The 21,515-nt window shown below is 56.7% G+C and carries 22 protein-coding genes; 6 read left to right on the top strand and 16 right to left on the bottom strand.

Annotated features, from left to right (window positions below; all coding sequences use genetic code 11):
* Window positions 1-128: 128 nt before the first annotated feature.
* The 4 genes from nrdG to asnA form a co-directional block, all read right to left on the bottom strand.
* Window positions 129-629 carry an anaerobic ribonucleoside-triphosphate reductase activating protein gene (gene nrdG, locus BQ5353_RS07440; protein WP_054331370.1) on the bottom strand — a complete coding sequence of 167 codons (501 nt, stop codon included), beginning with the start codon at window positions 627-629 and terminating at the stop codon, window positions 129-131.
* Window positions 629-808, bottom strand: a complete 180-nt coding sequence (nrdD, locus tag BQ5353_RS07435) for an anaerobic ribonucleoside-triphosphate reductase (protein ID WP_054331369.1) — start codon at window positions 806-808, stop codon at window positions 629-631. The genes nrdG and nrdD overlap by 1 nt, the downstream gene beginning before the upstream one ends.
* A gap of 61 nt (window positions 809-869) precedes the next feature.
* Window positions 870-3,188 (bottom strand): anaerobic ribonucleoside triphosphate reductase, encoded by a 2,319-nt coding sequence (locus BQ5353_RS07430; protein ID WP_071427618.1) that lies wholly within the window; start codon window positions 3,186-3,188, stop codon window positions 870-872.
* Window positions 3,189-3,489: 301 nt separating this feature from the next.
* Entirely contained in the window at window positions 3,490-4,497 is a 1,008-nt protein-coding gene (gene asnA / locus BQ5353_RS07425; protein ID WP_082398585.1) for an aspartate--ammonia ligase, read from the bottom strand.
* A gap of 315 nt (window positions 4,498-4,812) precedes the next feature.
* On the opposite strand from asnA, the gene BQ5353_RS07420 reads away from it, so the two are divergent.
* From BQ5353_RS07420 to BQ5353_RS07410, 3 genes are all read left to right on the top strand, one after another.
* On the top strand, window positions 4,813-5,352 hold the full coding sequence (locus tag BQ5353_RS07420) for a Chromate resistance protein ChrB (RefSeq protein WP_054331367.1): 540 nt from the start codon (window positions 4,813-4,815) through the stop codon (window positions 5,350-5,352).
* Window positions 5,353-5,374: 22 nt separating this feature from the next.
* Window positions 5,375-6,241: an MBL fold metallo-hydrolase gene (locus BQ5353_RS07415; RefSeq protein WP_071427617.1), complete on the top strand. Its 867-nt coding sequence runs from the start codon at window positions 5,375-5,377 to the stop codon at window positions 6,239-6,241.
* A gap of 204 nt (window positions 6,242-6,445) precedes the next feature.
* Window positions 6,446-6,916, top strand: coding sequence for a hypothetical protein (locus BQ5353_RS07410; RefSeq protein WP_143117183.1), 471 nt, complete (start codon window positions 6,446-6,448; stop codon window positions 6,914-6,916).
* Between the two features lie 60 nt (window positions 6,917-6,976).
* Here the strand turns inward: BQ5353_RS07410 and BQ5353_RS07405 are convergent, their stop codons facing one another.
* From BQ5353_RS07405 to BQ5353_RS07380, 6 genes are all read right to left on the bottom strand, one after another.
* The gene (locus BQ5353_RS07405; RefSeq protein WP_071427613.1) at window positions 6,977-8,035 is read right to left on the bottom strand and encodes a hypothetical protein; all 1,059 of its coding nucleotides are present in this window, start codon (window positions 8,033-8,035) and stop codon (window positions 6,977-6,979) included.
* Window positions 8,032-8,358, bottom strand: coding sequence for a cupin domain-containing protein (locus BQ5353_RS07400; protein ID WP_054331362.1), 327 nt, complete (start codon window positions 8,356-8,358; stop codon window positions 8,032-8,034). Before BQ5353_RS07400 ends, BQ5353_RS07405 begins: the two co-directional genes overlap by 4 nt.
* 81 nt (window positions 8,359-8,439) lie before the next feature.
* Window positions 8,440-9,195 (bottom strand): exodeoxyribonuclease III, encoded by a 756-nt coding sequence (locus BQ5353_RS07395; protein WP_071427611.1) that lies wholly within the window; start codon window positions 9,193-9,195, stop codon window positions 8,440-8,442.
* A gap of 141 nt (window positions 9,196-9,336) precedes the next feature.
* Complete coding sequence (locus BQ5353_RS07390) at window positions 9,337-10,677, bottom strand: M20/M25/M40 family metallo-hydrolase (RefSeq protein ID WP_071427609.1); 1,341 nt, start codon at window positions 10,675-10,677, stop codon at window positions 9,337-9,339.
* 281 nt (window positions 10,678-10,958) lie between these two features.
* Window positions 10,959-11,177: a DUF896 domain-containing protein gene (locus BQ5353_RS07385; protein WP_054331358.1), complete on the bottom strand. Its 219-nt coding sequence runs from the start codon at window positions 11,175-11,177 to the stop codon at window positions 10,959-10,961.
* Window positions 11,178-11,236: 59 nt separating this feature from the next.
* Window positions 11,237-13,111, bottom strand: coding sequence for an LTA synthase family protein (locus BQ5353_RS07380; RefSeq protein ID WP_054331357.1), 1,875 nt, complete (start codon window positions 13,109-13,111; stop codon window positions 11,237-11,239).
* Between the two features lie 630 nt (window positions 13,112-13,741).
* On the opposite strand from BQ5353_RS07380, the gene hemW reads away from it, so the two are divergent.
* Both hemW and BQ5353_RS07370 read left to right on the top strand, forming a co-directional pair.
* The gene (hemW, locus tag BQ5353_RS07375) at window positions 13,742-14,872 is read left to right on the top strand and encodes a radical SAM family heme chaperone HemW (RefSeq protein ID WP_054331356.1); all 1,131 of its coding nucleotides are present in this window, start codon (window positions 13,742-13,744) and stop codon (window positions 14,870-14,872) included.
* Window positions 14,873-14,888: 16 nt separating this feature from the next.
* On the top strand, window positions 14,889-15,554 hold the full coding sequence (locus BQ5353_RS07370) for a nucleotidyltransferase domain-containing protein (RefSeq protein WP_054331355.1): 666 nt from the start codon (window positions 14,889-14,891) through the stop codon (window positions 15,552-15,554).
* A gap of 62 nt (window positions 15,555-15,616) precedes the next feature.
* Here BQ5353_RS07370 and BQ5353_RS07365 read toward each other — a convergent pair whose 3' ends face one another.
* From BQ5353_RS07365 to gpr, 6 genes are all read right to left on the bottom strand, one after another.
* Window positions 15,617-15,835 carry a DUF1653 domain-containing protein gene (locus tag BQ5353_RS07365; RefSeq protein ID WP_071427607.1) on the bottom strand — a complete coding sequence of 73 codons (219 nt, stop codon included), beginning with the start codon at window positions 15,833-15,835 and terminating at the stop codon, window positions 15,617-15,619.
* Between the two features lie 26 nt (window positions 15,836-15,861).
* Window positions 15,862-16,389: a signal peptidase I gene (gene lepB, locus BQ5353_RS07360; protein ID WP_054331354.1), complete on the bottom strand. Its 528-nt coding sequence runs from the start codon at window positions 16,387-16,389 to the stop codon at window positions 15,862-15,864.
* A 95-nt stretch (window positions 16,390-16,484) separates the two neighbouring features.
* Window positions 16,485-18,290, bottom strand: a complete 1,806-nt coding sequence (lepA, locus tag BQ5353_RS07355; RefSeq protein ID WP_071427605.1) for a translation elongation factor 4 — start codon at window positions 18,288-18,290, stop codon at window positions 16,485-16,487.
* A gap of 184 nt (window positions 18,291-18,474) precedes the next feature.
* On the bottom strand, window positions 18,475-18,780 hold the full coding sequence (locus BQ5353_RS07350) for a hypothetical protein (RefSeq protein ID WP_054331353.1): 306 nt from the start codon (window positions 18,778-18,780) through the stop codon (window positions 18,475-18,477).
* A 90-nt stretch (window positions 18,781-18,870) separates the two neighbouring features.
* Window positions 18,871-20,013, bottom strand: a complete 1,143-nt coding sequence (gene spoIIP / locus BQ5353_RS07345) for a stage II sporulation protein P (protein ID WP_195254423.1) — start codon at window positions 20,011-20,013, stop codon at window positions 18,871-18,873.
* 137 nt (window positions 20,014-20,150) lie between these two features.
* Entirely contained in the window at window positions 20,151-21,050 is a 900-nt protein-coding gene (gpr, locus tag BQ5353_RS07340) for a GPR endopeptidase (protein ID WP_071427601.1), read from the bottom strand.
* A gap of 131 nt (window positions 21,051-21,181) precedes the next feature.
* Between gpr and rpsT the strand changes: the two genes are divergently transcribed.
* The gene (gene rpsT / locus BQ5353_RS07335; protein ID WP_054331349.1) at window positions 21,182-21,442 is read left to right on the top strand and encodes a 30S ribosomal protein S20; all 261 of its coding nucleotides are present in this window, start codon (window positions 21,182-21,184) and stop codon (window positions 21,440-21,442) included.
* Window positions 21,443-21,515: the final 73 nt, after the last annotated feature.

Here is a 21,515-nt window from a genome sequence, read left to right as displayed (position 1 = left end):
TTTGCTACCAGAATACCAAAGGAGAACTGGCGGCGCAAGTAGGCCAAGAAAAGTTTCTCTCCTGCACAGGTGGCTGAGAACGGCAAAAAACGGACGGATCTATGGATCCGTCCGTTTTTCTCTTTTGATTACAGCTCCACCACCACCGGGGTTTTGGAGGGCAGGGAGGCCGGCAGGTCGATGATCCGCTGGTTGCGGCTCCCCCGGAAATGAAGGGTCAAATCCCGCTGTTCGTGGACATACCGCCCATCGATCAGGTATCGGCAAAGGCCCAGCAGCTCCCACAGCTCGGGTTCCGTTTCGCAGCGCTTCATCAGCTCCTCAAAGGTGTACCCACTGAAGATCACATTGTACTTGCCATCCTCCACCACGGCCCGGGCGATGGGGACCAGCTCTTTGGCCTGGAGGGTGGGCTCCCCGCCGGAGAAGGTGATCCCGGAGAGGAGTGGGTTCTTCCGGTATTCCTCCAGAATCTTCCCCTCCTCAATCAGGTACCCACCTGTAGGGTCATGGCTCTCCGGGTTGTGGCAGTGAGGGCAGTGGTGGGGGCACCCTTGGGTAAACACCACAAACCGCAGGCCTGGGCCATCCACAATGGATTCCCGGACAATTCCAGCGATCCGCAGCATTAAATGCGCTCCATGGGGGAGGTGACCGAATGCTTCACCCGATCCCGCTCTTCCGCCCGTTTGGCGTTGTTGAACCGATCCAAGGTGCCCACCAGGTAACCGGTGATCCGGCGGATCCGCTCAAAGCCGACGCCTTCACCAATCATGATTTCTTCTTCATTGTATTGTGTGGTTTGCATAACAGGTTCCTCCTTCAAAATGGATGAATATAGATACTATTTGTTGAATAAACAATAATTATTACACTTTGTTGGGGATTCGGTCGGCCTCCTCATGGGGGTCTCCATGGTAACCGATGGTGTCGGCATTGTAGTTTTTATAGGCGCCAATCCGTTTCAGGTGGGCCACACTGACCCCTTCCCCTTCCCGGCGGCCACAGCGGGGGCAAACATCGTCGATGATGCCAGTGTAACCGCAGACCGGGTCCCGGTCCACCGGATGGTTCACCGAGCCGTACCCCACTCCGGCTTCCTTCATACAACGGACAACCGCTTCGAAGGCTTCCAGGTTTTTGCTGGGGTCGCCGTCCAGTTCCACATAGGTGATGTGCCCGCCGTTGGTCAGGGCATGGTAAGGGGCTTCCAAGCGGATTTTATCAAAGGCGTTGATCTCATAGTACACCGGAATGTGGAAGGAGTTGGTGTAGTATTCCCGGTCGGTAACCCCGGGGATGATGCCATACCGCTTTTTGTCGATCCGCACGAACCGGCCGGAGAGGCCCTCGGCAGGGGTGGCGATCAACGAATAGTTGAAGCCGGTTTTCTGGGATTCCTCATCCATCCGTTTGCGCATGTAGCCGATGATCTCCAAGCCCAACTTCTGGGACTCCGCCGACTCTCCGTGGTGGTAGCCGGTCAGCGCCTTGAGGCACTCAGCCAAACCGATGAAGCCCATGGTCAAGGTGCCGTGTTTGAGCACTTCGCCCACCTCGTCGTCGGGGGAGAGCTTATCGGAGTCCAGCCAGACCCCCTGCCCCATGAGGAAGGGGTAGTTGCGCACCTTTTTAGAGGCTTGCAGGCGGAAACGGGCCATCAGCTGGTCGATGACCAGGTCGATCTCATGATCCAGCATCTCAAAGAACAAATCCACATCGTGGTTGGCTTTGATGGCCAGACGAGGCAGGTTCACCGAGGTAAAGCTCAGGTTGCCCCGGCCAAAGGTGGTCTCCCGGCTGGGGTCGTGGACGTTAGCCATAACCCGGGTGCGGCAGCCCATATAGGCGACTTCGGTATTGGGGTCGCCGGGCTTGTAGTACTGGAGGTTGAAGGGTGCATCCAGGAAAGAGAAGTTGGGGAACAGCCGCTTGGCAGACACCCGGCAGGCCAGCTTAAACAGGTCATAGTTGGGTTCGCCTTCGTTGTAATTGATCCCCTCTTTCACCTTGAAGATGTGGATGGGGAAAATGGCGGTCTCGCCGTTGCCAAGGCCAGCCTCGGTGGCCAACAGGATGTTCTTAATGACCATCCGCCCCTCGGGGGAGGTGTCGGTCCCGTAGTTGATGGAGCTGAAGGGCACCTGGGCGCCAGCGCGGGAATGCATGGTATTCAGGTTGTGAACCAGCGCCTCCATGGCTTGGAAGGTGGAGCGGTCGGTCTCCTGTGCCGCACTCTTGTGGGCGAACTGCTGGCAGTGTTCCGCCAAAGCTGGGTCCATCATCTCGCCCAAGCGTTTGGCTTCCTCTTCCCGATAGCCATTGTCATCAGCCAGGATGGGGTACAAGCCGGTTTCCTCCTGGATGGCGTTCATCATCCCTTTGATGGTCTCCTCGGCGTTTTCCATGCCGCACAGCAATTCACAGGCTTTTGCCAGGTTTTTACGGTACAGCTTACGGAAGGTCTTTACCACCCCGTGGGCCATCCCATAGTCGAAGTTAGGGATGCTCTGGCCGCCATGCTGGTCGTTCTGGTTGGACTGGATGGCAATGCACCCCAGGGCGGCATAGCTTTGGATGTCATTGGGCTCCCGCAGGAAACCGTGGCCGGTGGAAAAACCGCCGCGGAACAGCTTTTCAATGTCAATCTGGCAACAGGTGGTGGTCAAAGTGTAGAAGTCCATGTCGTGGATGTGGATATCCCCATCTATGTGGGCTTTGGAATACGCAGGGTCGAGGATGTACATCTCACAGAACTGCTTGGCGCCCTCGGACCCATACTTCAGCATGGTTCCCATGGGGGTGTCCCCGTCGATGTTGGCATTCTCCCGTTTGACGTCGTTGTCCTCCGCGTCCTGGAAGGTCAGATCTTCATAGATCTTCATCAACTTCGTGTTCATCTCCCGCACCCGGGTGCGCTGGGCGCGGTACAGGATGTACTCCTTGGCGGTGCGGCTGTGGCCATTTTCGATCAGGGTGTGTTCTACGGCGTCTTGAACCTGTTCCACGGTGGGCTCTACCTCACCGTACTGCTGTTCCAGGTAGAGGACAACCTGATGGGCCAAGTCCTGGGCCATCTCGTAGTTGTCGCCCCCCAGCACTTTCGCCGCCTTGAAGATGGCATCTGCAATCTTCTTTTCGTCGAAGGGAACGGTTCTCCCATCGCGCTTCACAATCTGCCTGATCATATCTCTTCCTCCGATTTCCTATTTGTATAAAAGGCCATATATCATTGATATTGTATAGTCGACAAAATATGAGCACAATATCTTGTATGCTCCTGTGACACAAATACTATGATATAGCATCTGGCGGGTAAAGTCAATCGTCAATGGTACTAGTTCAAGGGCCATTATTTTTCCGTTTTTTTATCGGATAGAAAGAGACGGCGCCTAACTGTTTAAAATATACAAAATAACTCCATTTTCGACCTGCAAAAGAGGCGCCTTAGGCTGTCTCCAGCTTTTTCGGCGCCTTTTTCTCAGCAGATTACAGAAGGTGGATGCCGTTTTCATCACAGCGGCGGATCATATTCTCCGGCCAGACAGCCGCCTGAACCTCGCCGATGTGCGCTTTTTCCAAGAGATACATGCACAGGCGGGATTGGCCGATGCCTCCGCCCATGGTCAGGGGCAGTTCCCCCGCTAAAAGCTGTTTGTGGAAGGGAAGTTCCCGGCGGGATTCACATCCTGCCAGCCGCAGCTGTTCCTCCATAGCCTTTTCGTCCACCCGGATGCCCATGCTGGACAACTCGAAGGCGTGGCCCAGGATGGGGTACCACACCAGCAGGTCGCCGTTGAGTTTCCAGTCGTCGTAGTCCGGGGCACGGCCGTCGTGGGGCTTGCCGCCTTTGAGCTTGCCACCGATCTGCATCAGGAACACGGTACCGCATTCCTTACAGATGGCGTCCTCCCGCTGTTTGGGGGTGAAGCCGGGGTACCGGTCCTCCAGCTCCTGGGAGGTGATAAAGGTGACGTCCTCTGCCACCTTGGGGGTGTAGGCCGGGTAGGCGGCGATCAGTTTCTCCTCGGTGAGGCGCAGGGCGGCCACAATCTTGCGGACCGTCTCCTTCAGGAACTCCACGTTGCGCTCCTCCCGGTTGATGACCCGCTCCCAATCCCACTGGTCCACATAGATGGAGTGGATGTTGTCCAGCTCCTCATCCCGGCGGATGGCGTTCATATCGCAGTACAGGCCGCTGTCCAGGGGGAAGTGGTAGCGCTTCAAGGCTTGGCGTTTCCATTTAGCCAGGGAGTGGACGATCTGCACATCCTCCCCCATGTCTTTGACATCAAACTGAACCGGGCGCTCCACCCCGTTCAGGTCGTCGTTGAGGCCGCTGCCCGGCAGTACAAACAAGGGGGCCGACACACGGGTCAAATTGAGCTGATTGGCAAGCTCCCTCTCAAAAGTATCCTTCAGCAGTTTGATGGCGATTTCGGTTTCCATAATGTCCAGCTTGGGCTGGTACCCTTCTGGAAGTTGCAATCTCTCCAGTGACATCGGCAATACCCTCCTTACAGTGTTGGTTTGTGTTTGTAAAAACAATGCTCTAATAGTATCACGATTCTTGCAGATACGCAACCCCCTACAGGACATTTTTTCCTCTTTTTCGGTGTATTTCATCATTTGCCACAGATTTTTTGCAGGATTTTTTTCTATTCCTGCAAAAACTTATCGGAGATTTCCTGTTTTCCCCCTGGGGAAACAGGCCTTTCATCCCAAAACTTCCTTGACCGAAAGGCTAACAGTTGTTACAATGGGTGCAAAGAGTTCCCACCTATAAAATTGGATGAAAAAGGAGGCATTGCCATGCTGGATTCCTGCCGCTGGATCGCGCTGGGGTACAACGTCCCCATCGAACCTTCCCGAAACCGGGTATATGTTTGGCGCAAGCTCAAAGAGTTTGGCGCGGAGTATTTCCGTCCTGGCGTGGCCATCCTCCCCAACACCAAGGACAGCCGTTCCCAATTCCAGGCACTGGCGGCCAAAATCCGAGAGATGGGAGGCGATTCCACCTTGGTGGAGCTGCGCTTTGTGGAGCAGAAGGACGAATCCGCCATGATCGACCGGTTCCGCCGGCAGTCGGAGGCGGAATATCAGGAGCTGCTGGAGGACTGCCGCAACGTCTTGGCCGCCCTGAAAAAGCAGGTTACCCTCTCCTCCATGGAACGGTATGCAGATGAGGTCAAAAAGATGATGCGCCAATACCGCAAGGTCAAGTCCCGGGACTATTTCGCCGCCGAGCTTTCCAAGGACATCGAGTATGGTTTTTCCCAAATCATCGAGGCGTTCCGGGGCGCTGCCACCGATTTCTCCACCCAGCTGCGCCGCGCCCTGGAAAAGAAATAATCCTGAAAGGAGTCTTCCCCCTATGAAACTGACCGCTCTCATCGAAAACGAATCCCCACGGGAGGATCTTTTTGCCGAACACGGCCTCTCCCTCCTCATCGAAGCGGATGGGCGGCGCTACCTCATGGATACTGGCGCCAGCGACGCTTTCCTCCCCAACGCCCGGACCCTGGGGTTTGACCTTCGGGGGCTGGATGGGGTAATCCTTTCCCACAACCACAACGACCACACCGGCGGCATCCGCCAGATGGCGGAACACGACCCCCAAGTGCGGTTTTTCTTCAAGAACGCCGCCCACAACCGCCCTTATCAGGTGAGCGAAGAGCCTCGCATCTATCCTGGGGAGCAGGTGGGCCTCCGGGAGCGGTACATCGGTGAGCCGGAGGGCTTTTTTTCCCGCATGGGGGACCGGATCACCTGGGTGGAGGAATCCTTCCAGCTCTCCAACCGGCTGTACCTCTGCTCCGCTGCCGGAATTGACCCCCATTTTTCCTGTAAAGACAGCACCCTCTGCACTTTGGCGGATGGGGTGATGGTCCCCGACGACTTTTCCCACGAGATGTTCCTGGTGGAGGCGGGGGACAAAGGCCTCGCCATCGTCAGCAGCTGCAGCCACAACGGCATTGTGAACATCGCCCGGTCGGCCATGGCCCAGTTCCCCGGAAAGCCCATCCGGTACATTGTGGGGGGGTTCCACCTGGGAGGGTCCTCCCGGCTGGTCTGTCCGCCGGAATTTGTGGAAGAAACCGCCAGCCAGCTGCTGGCCCTGGGCTGTGAGGCCATCTACACCTGCCACTGCACCGGCCGCCTCGCCTACAGCACCTTAAAAGAGCGGATGGGGGAGGTTCTCCACTACCTGCAAACCGGCGATACCCTGGCGCTGGAATAAAAATGGAGGAGTTCTATGCGAAAACAGCTTCTATCCTTGGCTTTCTTTGTCTGCCTGCTCTTTTCCTCCTGCGCCGCCCGCGCACCCTTGGGAGACACCCAGCCCTCTGAAGTATCATCTTCTTGCTCTGAGCAGTCATCACAGCATTCCGAAACTGCCTCGCTTGCAGAAGCTGAAGCCGTCTTGATGTAATTCTATAAGCCAATGCTTATATGTTTTCCAAGCCAGATCAATACCGAAAATCCTCTTACCCCAGATGATGCCTATGGGTGTTTCCAAAGCTATGCACTTGCAGAGCGTATGAAAGGAAATAAATTTTATGATCGTTGGGAGAGCTGGCTCGTAGAAGGAGAGCAGCCGCTTGGTTATGATCAATACTATTTTGCCAATATTGTAGAGGACTTTGCCAAGGCCTATCTTTCCATCTCTGCTGAAGATATGCGTGAAATCTCATTTTACAACGCCAACCTAAATGCATATGAGGTTTCCATGTGGGGTGGTTCAAAAGATACTTCTACCTTAAAAATTACTGACCGCATCTGTAAAGATGATCGTTATACCTTTAACGGTATCTACGATTCCGGCTATGGACAAACAGGGGAGTTCACTATCACCCTGAAAAAAACAGAGACCGGATTTTGTCTGGAAGCCTTTGAAAGCAGTTTTTTTGAATGAAGAAAGAACGGGACTTTTGCCCCGTTCTTTCTTCATTCTTCTGTACAGATAGAAGCTGACTTATACTGTGTGGCATTGATTGCCCCCCCAGATCTCCAGGAGGATTTCCCCATGGGATTTGCCCTCATACCGCAGAAGCTGCTCTATCTCCTGCCTTGTATAGCCATGGCTTTCCACGTAGCGCAGCCAGTTTTCCCAGCCCAGGATAGAAGGAACCTCCCCTGGCGGGATGCGCCTCCAGTCCTCCATGTTGTCAAATAGGCTGTAGAGAAGATACCCTTCCCCCGCTTCCCGGTCAATGAGGGAATCCACCCAGGCTTGGTCTTGGGGAGGCAGTCCGTCGTACCATTCATCAAACCCAATGCCATCTTGAAAGCCGCAGAACAGTTCCAGCAGCTCTTCATCGGAAAAGGAGAGGACCTGTTCCGGAGGATGGTAGCCCCGGTTGCTCAAGCTGTGGAAATCTTCCTTGGTGATCCTCCACCTGCGGATGGTCTCGATCTCCGCCTGGGTGTACCGGTAGGATTCCGGGGGCGAGAAATCCCGGCTCTGGTCCACGATATTCAGTAGGCCCATGGGGATGGGGACAAATTCCCCCTCCCTCCCAGAGTAGGAGGACAGGTGTGCCTCTTGAATAACCGTGCCGTCAGCGCTGAAAAGGAGCTTACCCGAGGGCTGAAGGCGGTTCCAATCCTCCCAGTCCCCCACCGTCCAGCCGGTGGTGTTCAGTCCTCTCTCTGCCCATATTGCCTGTTCTTCCGGCGAAAGGGGCTTCTCCCGCCGTGCTTTCCACTGCTCCCCATAGGTCCCCGACCAGTGGTGGACTTCCCCCATCTCCGGGTCATACCAGCATTCCTCCACCAGCACGTCCCGGTATCGCTCATAATAAGGATCGGGGAACGGCTCTCCCACCCGGATGCTGTAATCCTCCCGCCGGTACCGGGGAAACAGCTCCTGAACCCGAGCCATATCCACCTGGTATTGATCCCCCTCCCAGTGGTAAAAGAGGGAGGCATCCGCCACCGTCAGCTCCCCCAACGGCGAGAGAGCAAGGGGGGCTTCCCCCTGTCCCCCCAACACAACAAACAGAAAAGCAAAGGCCCAGGCAATCCATTTCATTTCTTCCCCTCCATCCTTCCAAAGACGCAGAGCCACACCGCCGGCGGCTGCGCTGAGGTGTAGGAGACCCGGTGTTTCCGGTGGGCGGGGAGAAACAGGGTATCCCCAGGCAGAAGGCGGTCCTCCTTTCCATCAGGGTAGGCTACACGCCCCTCCCCCCTTAGGAGCACCAGCCATTCGTCTTCCTCTTGATCGTACCAGAAGCTGGGCGGGGACACCTGCCCGGTGGACACGATCCGCTCCACCCGAAGGGATTCCCCTTGGGCCAATATTTCCTCCTGTTCCTCCGAAAGAGGGCCGGCCGGACATTGATATACATTCATAGGGATGCCTCCTCTTTGGTCCGCCTGGCAGGCCCCCGCAGTCCGGCGGATTTTCTTCGCCGTGTAGCGGGAATGGCCATGCTACAGGTCCAGCAGCAGGCAGATAGGGCAATGGTCGCTGCCGCTGACCTCCGGGTAGATAAAGCTGTCCTCTAAGCGGGATTCCAATTCCCGGGAAGCCAGGAAATAGTCAATCCGCCACCCGGTGTTATTGGCCCGGGAATTGTATTTATAGGACCACCAGGTGTAAGCCCCGGTCATCTCCGGGTAGAAATAGCGGAAGCTGTCCACAAAGCCGGATGCCAGAAGTTCTTCCATCTTGGCCCGCTCCTGGTCAGAGAACCCGGCATTTCCCCGGTTGGATTTTGGGTTTTTCAGGTCGATCTCCCACCGGGCCACATTCATATCCCCACATACCACTACCGGCTTTTTCTCTTTGAGCCCTGCAAGATACCCCCGAAAGGCGTCCTCCCAGGCCATGCGGTAATCAATTCGCACCAAATCCCGCTGGGAATTGGGGGTGTAGACATTGACCAGGTAAAATTTTTCAAATTCCAGAGTGATCACCCGGCCTTCGCTGTCGTGCTCCGGGATACCTATGCCGTATGCCGCCGATACCACCGGCAGCCTAGTAAACACCGCCGTGCCGGAATAGCCCTTCTTTTCGGCGCTGTTCCAGTACTGGGTATAGCCGGGCAGTTCCAGATCCGCCTGACCCTCCTGCATCTTAGTCTCCTGCAAGCAGAAGGCATCGGCGTCCGCCCTGTCAAAAAATTCAAGAAAGCCCTTGCCCAGACAGGCGCGCAGGCCATTCACGTTCCAAGAAACCAACTTCATCCCAAATACCTCCATATCCCCTGCTGGCGCTCATTTCTCCCTCTATTATGGGGGATAGGAACAGCCCTGTCAACCGAGCCTTCCCCAAAACAACAAAAAACAGGCAGGGCTTTATGCCCTGCCTGCAGTTGTTTGTTGAGATTACTTCGCGGAGCCGTAGCCCTTGATCAGTTCCACATAGAACTCCACGTTGTCGGCCAGGATGTCGGTGTCAATCCGCTCGTTGACCTGGTGGGCGCCGCCCCATTTGCTGTTGTAGCGCAGGCCGGTGAAACGGTACACGCTGTGGGTGGGGCAGATATCGCAGTAGTATCTGGCGTCGGTGCCGCCCAGCAGCATAGAGGGCATCATGGTGATGCCGGGGTATTTCTTCTCCACGATGGACTGGATCAGGCGGTAGCCAACCGTATCGGTGGAGGAGACGGTGGGCATGTTGTGGCCTTTGAGCAGCTTGACCTCGACCCCTTCGGGGACGATGCTCTCATAGAATGCCTGTAGGCTCTCGATGGTGTCGCCAGCCAGCAGACGGTTGTTGATCACCAGCCAGGAGCGCTCTGGCAGGATGTTGGCTTGGTCACTGCCCTTCGCCATGGTGACAGCAGTGGTGGTGCGGGTCATGGCGTTGAGGGAACGGTCCTTGGCCACGATGGGCTTCAAGGTTTCCCAGTTGGCCTCAGGGTCTTTGAATAGTTCAGCCAGCTCGCCGGTCAGGAAGGGAGCTCTTGCCTTCATCTGCTCAATAGCAGGGGCCTCCAGACGCTGGGGAAGAACGTTCTCCTCCAGGATGCAGGCAGTCTTGCCGATGATGCCCAAAGAGCTGTGCTCGCCGGGCTGAGAAGAATGGCCGCCGGGGTCTTTCATCGAGAACTCAAAGTCGGCGTAGCCTTTCTCAGAGGGGAAAATCTGGGCAACCAGCTTGTCGCCCTCCTGCATAATGCCACCGCACTCGTCGATCTCAAGACCCAGCTGGATGCCGCGGCTCTTGAGCAGTTCGGACAGGATGGCGCCGGCAGCACCAGGGCCGCCCATGATCTCTTCGTTGTAGCCGAATCCCAGGTAAATGTCATAATCCGGCACAAAACCGTCGGCGATCAGCGCTTCCAGAGCATCCATATACGCCTGGATGTTGCACTTGGAGTCGGTAGAACCACGGCCCCACAGGCAACCTTCTGCGATAACCCCTTCATAGGGAGGGTATTTCCACATGGAGTGGTCGCCCTCGGGGACGACGTCCTGATGGGCGGTCAGCATCAAAGGCAGCTTATCAGATTTGCCGGTGCCTTTCCAGTGATACAGCAGACCCACTTTGCCGAAGACCTCTTTGGTCATGGTTTTATGTACCAGAGGGTAGGTCTCCTCCAGGTATTTATGGAACGCTAAAAACGCCTCAGTGTCGATCTTTTCCGGGTCAACACTGGAAACGGTGGGATACTTGATCATGCCTTGCAAGTGTTTGACGTACAGATCATTATCCAATTTCATGATAGCTCTCTCCTTTATTGGTGAAAATAAATATAAATGGCGGCTGCGCCTAAAAAACACAACCGTCCTTTGTACCGTATTTGCGCAATATACCGGTCAGCGGAATAGAAAAGAAAAATAGCTAAATCGTTGTAGTGAATTGAAAAAAATACTATTGTTTCTGACCATGTTTTTATTCTATCACACTTTGCAGGGCAGTGCAACCTTTTTGCCTGCACCCCAATAATTCTTGTGACAGAACGAAAAAAGGCAGAATGGATTTTGGCCATTCTGCCTTTTTGTTAGCTGGGGAGTTCGGTTTTGCGCTGTTTGAGAGGGGTGCGGCTCCCATCCGGCCGGACCACTACCGTGGCGTCCAGCTGGGCCTTTAGATTGCTGCGAAACGCGGCAATATACTCCTCCCGCAGGGCTTTCTGTTCCGCCTTTTCCTCGGGGGTCAATTCCCGTTCCCGGCTCTGGCGGGCCAGTTCGTTGATACGCTGGATCTTTTTGTCTTCCATGGAATATCTCCTTTTTCCTCGGGCCGAGCCCTTTGGTATCCAGTATACCAGAAATTCCCCTAAAAATACAGCCTGGATGCCCGATCTTCTCCGTCCCGCTCTGTGGAGGAATACCGCCGGCCCATCAGACGGTCGTAGGAGAGGATGACCAGCTTGTCCCGCATCTCCTGGGCGGTGGCCGCGTCCCCTTTGGTCACCTCCAACCGGGCGGAAAGCACCGGCAGGCTTTCCCGGCAGTCGGTCAGGAAATTCATGTAAGCGGTCTGGGGAAGGTCTAGGTACCGGGTGAAGACGGTCATCAGGTAGAAGGCGGAGATCCGCTCCCCATCCGCGTCGCATTTTTGGCTGGGGAGGGTGTCAGCAAAATTGGTGTACATGGCGAACTCGGTGGTGAGATTGTCCAGGTTGCTGTAGACGTCTTCCCCTTCCTTGGTAGCTAGGCGTTTGCATCCGTCCAGAAGGGGCTGATGGTCTCCAAAAAAGAGAAGGGCAGTGGGTTTTTCCCGCTGATCAATATAATCCAGCAACTCCCCTAATGCCTTGTCGGTGTCGGCGATGCCGTTGGCGTAGGCATTGATATTCTCCAGCTCCTCGTCGGACAGCTGGTCACTGGTGACGATCTTCCGGTCGCTGTCGGAAAGCATCACATAAGGGGAATGGTTCTGCACCGAAGTGGTGTAGATAAATTCCGGTGTGGTGGTGTTCTCCTCCAGCAGCTCCCGCACCTGGCGGAACAGGTTGTAATCGCTCATGTGGATGTCCCGGGGATAGGGTTCGGGAGTGATGGTCAAATCCCCCTCAAACATCAGCCGGTCAAAACCCATAGCAGTAAAGGCTTTCTCCCGGTTGTAAAAATAGCTTTTATATGGGTGGACAAAATTGGTGTGGTACCCCAAACTGGAGAAATAATCCTGGAAAGTCCACAGGTTTTTGCCATCCCCTACGTAGTTGTAAGGGGCCTTGGTGTTGTTCTGGGCCCTATTGCTGGTGCCGCTGAGCACTTCAAACTCGGTCGCCGAGGTACCGCCGCCGTAAGCGGGAACCACAATGCTGCCGCCGGTGCCCTTCTGCTGCATCCGTTTCAGGTTTTTGTAGATATCCTCATTAAGGGTGAGACCGGGCACCCGGTTCAGGTCAAAATAGGATTCGCTCATCACCACGATGACGTCGGGCAGTTCCCGGCTGGCAGGTACCGACCCGGTGGGCTCATAGCCGTCCAGAATGGCCTTCACCGTGTTGTAATTGTAATCCAGGTCGCTTTGGGGCGGGGTGGTATCGTAATACAGGGACCCGATCAGGCAGTCCACCACCCCAAGGGGGGAGGAATTCTCCTGGTGGGTAGCCGCTTCGCCGTAACCGCTGATCTGGGGCTGAAAGACGGCGTACGCCAACTGGGGCACCAGAAAAGGGAGGCAGAAAACAGTAGCCATGGCAGCACAGACTGCCCGGCGGGTGCCTTCGCCGATGGGCAGGTGGACTTTTTCCTTCCACAGGAGGGCCACATAGCCGGTCAGCGCGGCAAATGTCAGCCAGAACACCGGCTGAATGGCCATCCCCGCCCCTTGTCCGCCCCGGGGGCTCCACAGGTCGGCGATGTTAAAGACCATCTTCAGATCGTCCATGGAGATGCGGACCCCCAAGCTGTTTTTCTTAAAGCAGTCCGCCAGGGAAACCACGTAGAACACTCCCCCCACCGCCGAAGCAGTGATCCAGGGCTTGGGGAAGAGGGTGGTCACAAGGGCGTAAAGAATGGTCAGCAATCCAGTGGACAATGCGAACTGAACCAGGACACGGGGGCTGAAGCTCCAGTCCACCTGGCCACTGGAAAAAATGACGTTACAATACAGAGCAATATTTAACAAGAGTGGAAAACCAAAAAATAAGAGGGCATTTTTTTCGTGGACATTTTGTTTCTGCGGCAGTGAAAGTTTCATTGGAGCGCCTCCTTTCTCCCGGCGCCATGGATAGGCAGATGGGATTTTCTCTATTACCAGTAAACCACAGATTTGTGAACATTCAAATGTGGTTTTTCTTTCTGTTTTCTTACAAAAGGTGGGCAATTGACCGGCGGTTTATTCCATCGTATAATAAGGAAACAGCCTTTCCGGGATTTTTTGACCATCCGGCCTGTAAAACCATACCCTTCCCTCGGGGAAGCGCATAACGCAGAACCGCTGTTGGCCAGCACATGCTTCTGCACAGCCAGGCCCTTTCACAAAATAGGAACGAACCCCAGCACCCCCTGAAGAGCCGCCTAGAACTTAAGGGTCGGGGAACCCGCTTGAGGATTTCTGCGGGAAATAGCACCGGTTCCCCTTGAATTGTATGCTCCAAACCACCGGTTGTCAAATGGGTTTCACCCCAACTCCACGGGGAAAACCGGTGGATTCGGCTGGTTTTTCCCCTTGGGGGAATCCTGCTCTCCCGGGGGCTGTTTTTTCCACCCGCAGCGGCTCTCTTGTTATTTTAGGCATTTTATTCCAATGGCTTTTCCCCGGTGCAGCTGTGGGGGCAATTCCCCGGTTCCAGCCGCGCCGGAATTTTCCACAAAAGGAGGGGATTCGGTGGAAACCATCGGTCTTTATGTCCATGTGCCCTACTGCGTGTCTAAGTGCCCATACTGCGACTTTTACTCCTTGCCGGCGGGGGAAGAGGGGATGGACCGGTATACCCAGGCGGTGATCCGCGCCCTGAAGGACAACCCCTTCGGCCCCCGGAACGCCGACACCCTCTACTTTGGCGGCGGTACCCCCATTTTATTGGGGGCCCGGCGGCTGGGGGCCATCCTGGAGGCGGCCTCATCCCAATACGGCCTCAGCTCCGGGAGCGAGATCACCCTGGAAGCCAACCCCTACTCCACCCTGCAGGGCACCCTGCGGGAGCTGAAGGCAGCGGGGTTCAACCGGGTTTCCTTCGGCCTCCAATCGGCCATCCCCTCCCAGCTGAAAATCCTGGGCCGCCGCCACACGGCGGAAGATGCCAGGACCGCGGTGGAGGACGCCTTCCGCGCCGGGTTCCAAAATGTCTCCCTGGATTTGATGCTGGGTATTCCACAGCAGACGGCGGAAGATGTGGAAACTTCCATCCAGTTCTGCGCCGATACCGGGGTACAGCACATCTCGGCCTACCTTTTGAAGATCGAGCCGGGCACCCCCTTCGCCGCCCGCTACCGGGAGGAAGACTTTGACCCCGATCTTCAGGCGGACATCTACCTGCGGGCGGTGGACCGGTTGGAGTCCCTGGGCTACCGGCAGTATGAGATCTCCAACTTCGCCCGCCCCGGGTTCGAAAGCCGCCACAACCTGAAGTATTGGCTCCTAGAGCCTTATTTGGGCGTCGGGCCTTCGGCCCATTCCTGCCTGGACGGCCGGCGGTTCTATTTCCCCCGGGATGTGGAATCCTTTTCGGCTGCTCCATCCCCCTTTTCCCTGGCGGTAGACGACGGGCCCGGCGGCTCCTTGGAGGAGTACCTGATGCTCCGGCTGCGGCTCACCCAAGGGGTTTCCCTCCGGGAGGCACAAATCCGCTACCCCCAGTTTGACCCCGCCGGGTTTATCCGCCGGGCAAGGCCGCTGGAGGCCGGGGGCTTCCTGTGGGCCACCGAAGAGGGCTTTGCCTTGACCCCCCAAGGGTTTCTCGTCTCCAACGAAGTCATCGCCCGGCTGATTCTATCCGAATCCACCAACTGCAATTAAAAAGGAGGCGTTTTCTATGGTTTCCATCACACCCTGGATGGAGGAGTTCACTGCAGCTGTCCGCGCCGCATTTGGCGAGCGGGTCTACTGTATCGGATTGCAGGGGAGCTACGGCCGGGGCGAGGCTGGCCCGGACAGCGACATCGACGTGGTGGTCATCCTGGATCAACTCAGCCCCCGGGACATCAAGGACTACCAGTCCCTTTTAGCCGCCCTCCCCCACCGGGCAGAGGTCTGCGGGTTTCTCTCCGGCAAAGGGGAGCTGCTGGGCTGGGAACCCTCCGACCTCTTCCAGTTCTACCACGACACCACCCCGGTCTGGGGGAGCCTAGATGAACTTCTCCCCCGCATCGGCCCCGAAGATGTGGACCGGGCTGTGTGCATCGGCGCCTGCAACATCTACCACATGTGCGTCCACAACATGCTCCATGAACAGGATCCTTCCATCCTGAAGGGGCTGTACAAATCAGCGGCCTTTGTCCTCCAGGCCAAGCACTTTGGGGTGACCGGCCAATACCTGCGCCGGCAGGGGGACCTTCTCCCCCTCCTTTCGCCGGAGGACCGGGGCATCCTGGAAATCTCCCTCGCCCTCAAAAAGAGGGATTTGGCCGAAGGGGAGCTGGAACCGCTGTCGGAGAGGCTGTTCCTTTGGGCAGGGGCTTTGATCCGAAAAGGGGCATGATCTATCCATGAAAAAACCGGGCTGGGGATGAAATCCCAGCCCGGTTTTTGCCATGAAAGGCGTTATTCTTCTATAAAGGTAAACCGCTGGATGGCTTTGCCGTCCCGCTCCACCAGTTCGTTCCACATGGAGGCGGGGCGAACCCATATGCCGCCCTCCCCGTACAGAGCTTGGTAGACTACATAGGGTTCCAGGGTCTCACTGTGGGTAGCGGTGTACAGCACCCGGTATTCCTTGCCTTTAAAGTGCCGGTACCGGCCGGGGCGTATGGTCTCTTCCAACGGGGGTTCCTCCTTTTCCTATCCGGTTATTTCAGCGGCCCAAAATTGTCAAGGGGCCAAAGGGTAAAGTGGGCCTGGCCGTAGACCTTCTCTGCCGGGATATAGGGGTCTTCCCAGAACCGGGCATCCAACGAGCCGCTCCGGTTGTCCCCCAGGAAGAAATAGCTCCCCTCAGGCACTTCAAAGTGGCCGCTGACCCCTGAGTGATAGACCACATACTCTTCGTTGAGCAGCTCGCCGTCGATGTAGACCTGGCCGTCGTCGTCGATGTCCACCGTCTCCCCCGGCAGGCCGATGCAGCGCTTAATCAGCATCTTGTCCAGCTCGTCAGAGTAAAAGGCGATGATGTCCCCCCGCTCCACCCGTTTTTCTGGGTTGTGGATGCGGGTTGCCACCAGCCAGCTTTTTTCGTCGATGGTGGGGATCATCGAGCCGGTGGGCACCCGGATGAGGAACGCCACATTTTTGACAAAGAACAGGACAACGATGATCTCCAGCACCACCGGGATGACCCATTCCTTCATAATTTTTCGGAACTTTTGCTGATTGTCCATACTGCGCCTCCAAGGCCGTCAAAATTCTCCCCTATACGGGCACCGGGGGAAGGGCTTTGGCCAATCCCCCGGGATGAACGAGGGCAAACCGGGGCTTAGTCCAGCTTGAGGACCGCCATAAACGCCTCCTGGGGCACTTCCACCGAGCCCAGCTGGCGCATCCGTTTTTTGCCTTCCTTTTGTTTTTCCAACAGTTTCTTTTTCCGGGTGATGTCGCCGCCATAGCATTTGGCAAGGACGTCCTTGCGCATGGCCTTGACCGTCTCCCGGGCGATGACCTTGCCGCCGATGGACGCCTGGATGGGCACCTCAAACAGCTGGCGTGGGATGTGTTCCTTGAGCTTTTCCGCCATTTTGCGGGCCCGGCTGTAAGCTTTGTCCGCGTGGACGATGAAGGAGAGGGCGTCCACCACCTCCCCGTTGAGGAGGATGTCCAGCTTGACCAGCTTGGAGGGCTGGTAGCCCGCCAATTCGTAGTCGAAGGAGGCGTAACCCTTGGTCCGGGATTTGAGTGCGTCGAAGAAATCGTAGACAATCTCATTGAGGGGCAGCTCATAGTGGAGCTCTACCCGGTCGGTGTCCAGGTATTTGGTGTCGAAGTAGACGCCCCGCCGCTCCTGGCACAATTCCATAATGTTGCCGATATACTGGCTGGGGGTAAAGATGCTGGCCTTGACCATCGGCTCCTCCGCCGAGGCGATGAGGGCTGGGTCGGGGTAGTTGGTGGGGTTGTCGATCTCCACCGTCTCCCCGTTGGTCAGATGGATCTTATACACCACGCTTGGGGCGGTGGTGATCAAGTCCAAGTTGTATTCCCGCTCCAGCCGTTCCTGGATGATCTCCATGTGAAGCAAGCCCAAAAAGCCGCAGCGGAAACCAAAGCCCAGGGCAACCGAAGTCTCCGGTTCATAGCTGAGGGAGGCATCGTTGAGCTGCAATTTTTCCAGGGCGTCCTTTAAATCGGGGTATTTGGCGCCATCCACCGGGTAGATGCCGGAAAACACCATGGGGTTGACCTTGCGGTAACCCGGCAGGGCCTCTAGGGCAGGGTTGTCCGCATCGGTGACAGTGTCGCCCACGGCGGTATCCTGCACCGTTTTGATGCTGGCGGCGATATAGCCTACCTGGCCGGCGTAAACCTCCTTGGCGGGGCGCAGGCTGGTTGGGGTCAGGTACCCGGTCTCCACCACGGTGAACTCTGCGCCGGTGGACATCATGCGGATGCGCATGCCGGGGCGGATGACCCCATCCATCACCCGGACATAGACGATGACCCCTTTGTAACTGTCATAATACGAGTCGAAGATGAGGGCTTTGAGGGGGGCGTCCTCCTCCCCTTTGGGGGCGGGGATGTCGGCGACCACCCGCTCCAGCACCTCTTCGATGTTGATGCCATTTTTAGCGGAGATCCGGGGCGCATCCAAGGCGGGGATGCCGATGACATCCTCAATTTCCTGGGCCACCCGCTCCGGGTCGGCAGAGGGCAGGTCGATTTTGTTGATGACCGGGACGATCTCCAAATCATGCTCCACGGCCAGGTAGGTGTTGGCCAGCGTCTGAGCCTCAATTCCCTGGGAGGCGTCCACCACCAGGACCGCCCCCTCGCAGGCGGCCAGCGACCGGGAGACCTCATAGTTGAAGTCCACATGGCCGGGGGTGTCGATCAGGTTCAGGTCATACTCCTTGCCATCCTTAGCGGTGTAGAGCATCTTGACCGCACGGGCCTTGATGGTGATGCCCCGCTCCCGCTCGATGTCCATATTGTCCAGGAGCTGTTCCTCCATGTCCCGCTGGGCCACGGTGGAGGTGCACTCCAAAAGCCGGTCGGCCAAAGTGCTTTTGCCGTGGTCGATGTGGGCAATGATACAAAAGTTACGGATATTTTCACGTCTGTTGGACATTGTTGTTACTCCACTTTCTATTCTGCTTGAATGTTATGTAGATCCGGGGAACCCCTTCCGGTATCCCCATCATCTGCCTGCGGCCAGGATGTTTCCCCGACGCCTGCAATGCAATCATTGTAGCACATATTCCCGCCCCAGCGCAATTGCCGCTTTGTAAATTCTCCCTGCATTTCCCCTACTTTTACGGGATTCGGGGCTTCGCCAAAGCCAGCACCCCCACGGTGAACCGCACCGACCGGGGGATAAAGACGGTGGGGTATTGCTCCACCAGATGGCGCAGCTGTTCCAGGGGGGTGATGCGGAAGGAGAACTCCTTGCCGGAAAGGGAGAGCCGCAGCGTCTCCCCTTCCCGGGCCAATTCCACCCAACCGTCGGCGGGGAGGGCCTGACTGGCTTGGTATCCCACGGCGGTCATCCCCGCTATCCCACCCACAAAAAGGAGGGTCAGAAAAAAGGCGGCGGCAAAGCCCCGCAGTTTTTGTCTCATTGGTCTTTCACATCCTTTTGCTTTCTTAAAACACAGTTTACAAGAGGGCCGGAGGCATCCCCGGCCTGACTATGCAAGGCGCTACGCCCCCTACACCCCCAGCTCGTGGAGGAGGTCGGCCAGGGATTGACCCACCAGTTCCGCCGTATAAATGGCTTCCTCTAAGGTGTTGGCCTGGCTGCCGAATTCCAGCAGCAGGGAGCCTGGGGCCAGATCCTGGTTGTACTTGCGGTAGCAGAACATCACCGGGCGCATCAGGGTGGGGGAATCGGTCTCCACCGCGTCCACCAGCCGGCCGGCAAACCGGAGGTTTTCACTCCAACCCGGCATATTCATGGTGCCGTCGTCACACCCGGCAATGATCATCAGCTGGGCCGCCTTTCGCCCATTGATCACTGTGGTGGGTTTGACAATTAAGGTGTCGGTGCGCTGGATACCGTCCCGGTGGACGTCCAGCACGATGCGAATGCTGGGGTTTTGGGCCAGGTGCTTTTTGATGGTTTCAGCACTGCGTTGGTAGGAGCCGTTGTAGGACGGGTAATCGTGCTGCGTGGCGTCGTGAATGACCCCAATGCCATTTTCCTCTAACTTCTTGGCCAAGGCATTGCCCACTGCTACCATATTCTCACTGTCGTCGGTGCTGCGCCAGCCGTTGCGGGTATCGTAATAGCCGGTGTCATACTCCTCATAGCTCTCGGTGGCATGGGTGTGGATGATCAGCACCTGAGGTCCGCCTGGCACAAGCCCCAGATCGATGGGCTTCTCCAGTTCGGCGGCGATTCGCTCCCCTGTGAGTTTGGTATAGTTGCGGATTCTCCCGTTGCCTGCCGCGATCAGCGCCGCGCCTCCGGCCCCGGAAAGGTCCTCTTCCGATATGTTGCCCCGGTATCTCTCCTCAATTTCAGGGGGCGGATCTTTTTTCTTTTCCGGCTGGGCACTGCTGGAATTTTCACTGGGCTTGGGGGAGGGCACCGGCGTTTCCAGCAGGGGATCGGGGACTTCATCCTTGGTGAACAATTCGGAATTGAACCGCTCCTCCAACAGGGCGATCCCCCCTTCAGGCATGGATAACGCCACCGAGAGGAATGCCGCCTGGCGGGTCAATTCCTCCAGGGCAGGCATTGCCGCAGTGGAGGAGATCCCCTTGGCCAGGGGCAACATCATAAGGCCCGCTGCCAAGAGGGCTAGAACTGATAGGATTCCCTTGGGATTTGTCTGTCTTTTCCTTCTCAACTGTCCACCCTCCACGTCCGCTGCACTCGGTCTGAAGCGACCTGTCTACCCTCATGGATATTCAGTTCACCCGGCGGATATGACAAGCCCTTACCTGGGGATTTTCTCCCCTAGCGGGGTGGGCGCAGGCCAGCCAGTTAGGCCAGCAGGTAGGTGATCTCCTCGGCAGAAAGGTCCGGCTGGAGGGCCAGATTGATGGCCATGGAGATGAGTTTTGCCCCCCGCTCCACCATCTGGTCCACCTCCCGGGGGGTGACCATCATCGACCGGCCCTGGGGCTGGAACATCTGACGCAGCTGCTCCATACTCTCTTCGCTGGTTCCCTCCGGCCGGTATAACAGGTCAAAGGCCAGGGTCTCCCCATCTACCACCGTGGGGATGCCCATAGAGATCACCGGTACCCCCAAAGTCTCCTGACTCAACTCTTTGCGGCGGTTGGCCACGCCGGAACCGGGGGCGATGCCGCAGTCCGCCAATTGGATGGTACACCCCAGCCGGGAGAGGGACCGGGCCGCCAAGGCGTCGATGGCGATGACCGCCGCCGGCTCTATCTCCCCTACCACCGACCGGATGATCTCGCCGGTCTCCATGCCTGTTTGGCCCAGCACCCCGGGGGCCAGGGACGCCACCGGCCGCAGGGAGGAAAGGCCGCTCTCCTCCATAAGGCGCCCTTCAAAATGGCGGGTGGCCAGCACGTCGGAGATCACCAAGGGGCCCAGGGCGTCGGGGGTGATTTCCCGGTTGCCCAAGCCCACCACCAAAACTGTCCCCTCCTGGGGCAGTAGGCGGCGCAGCTCCCCGGCGATGGCGGCTGCTTCCCCAGTCCGGGCTTCAGCCAGGTCGCTGGGGGAGGAAAGCTCTGCTGTGATATACCGGCCCACCGGCTTGCCGATGGCCTGGGCTGCCTCCCGGGTTTTTACCTCCACTGCGGTAAAAGAGAGCTCTCCCCCCCGGTATTGGTCAATTTCCACCCCTTTTTGGGGGATTCCCCCCTCTATTTTTGTGCTTTCGATGGCCAAATCTGTGCGAATTCCCATTGAACTGACCGCTCCTTTATGGTAAAATATTTTTGTCTGAAAAATTGAAAAATCTTTCAGATCCAGTTGCAATTCCATTAAAAAAATGGTATTATAACTTGTACTGTCATGTAGAGTAAGGAGGTGTAACGATGCCGAACATCAAATCTGCTAAGAAAAGAGTCAAGGTGATTGCCACCAAAACCCAGCAGAACAAAGCTACCAGATCCTACCTGAAAACCGTTCTGAAGAAAGCGGATGTCGCTCTCTCCACCGGAGCCGAGGATAAAGAGGAAGCTGTTAAGCTTGCAATAAAGAAAATTGATCAAGCTGCCGCCAAAGGCCTGCTCCACAAAAACTGCGCAGCTAGAAAGAAGTCCAAACTGGCCAGCAAGCTGAATGCAATTGGCTAATGGACTTTAGATCCTGCATCAAGGCAAAATCAAGCAGCCTCGCAGCCGTGTGCGGGACTGCTTTTTTGCGTCC

The sequence above is a fragment of the Merdimmobilis hominis genome (assembly GCF_900104615.1).
Lineage (GTDB): Bacteria > Bacillota > Clostridia > Oscillospirales > Ruminococcaceae > Merdimmobilis > Merdimmobilis hominis.
The sequence above is the reverse complement of the archived record's forward strand: the minus strand, read 5'-3'. Positions and strand labels throughout refer to the sequence as shown.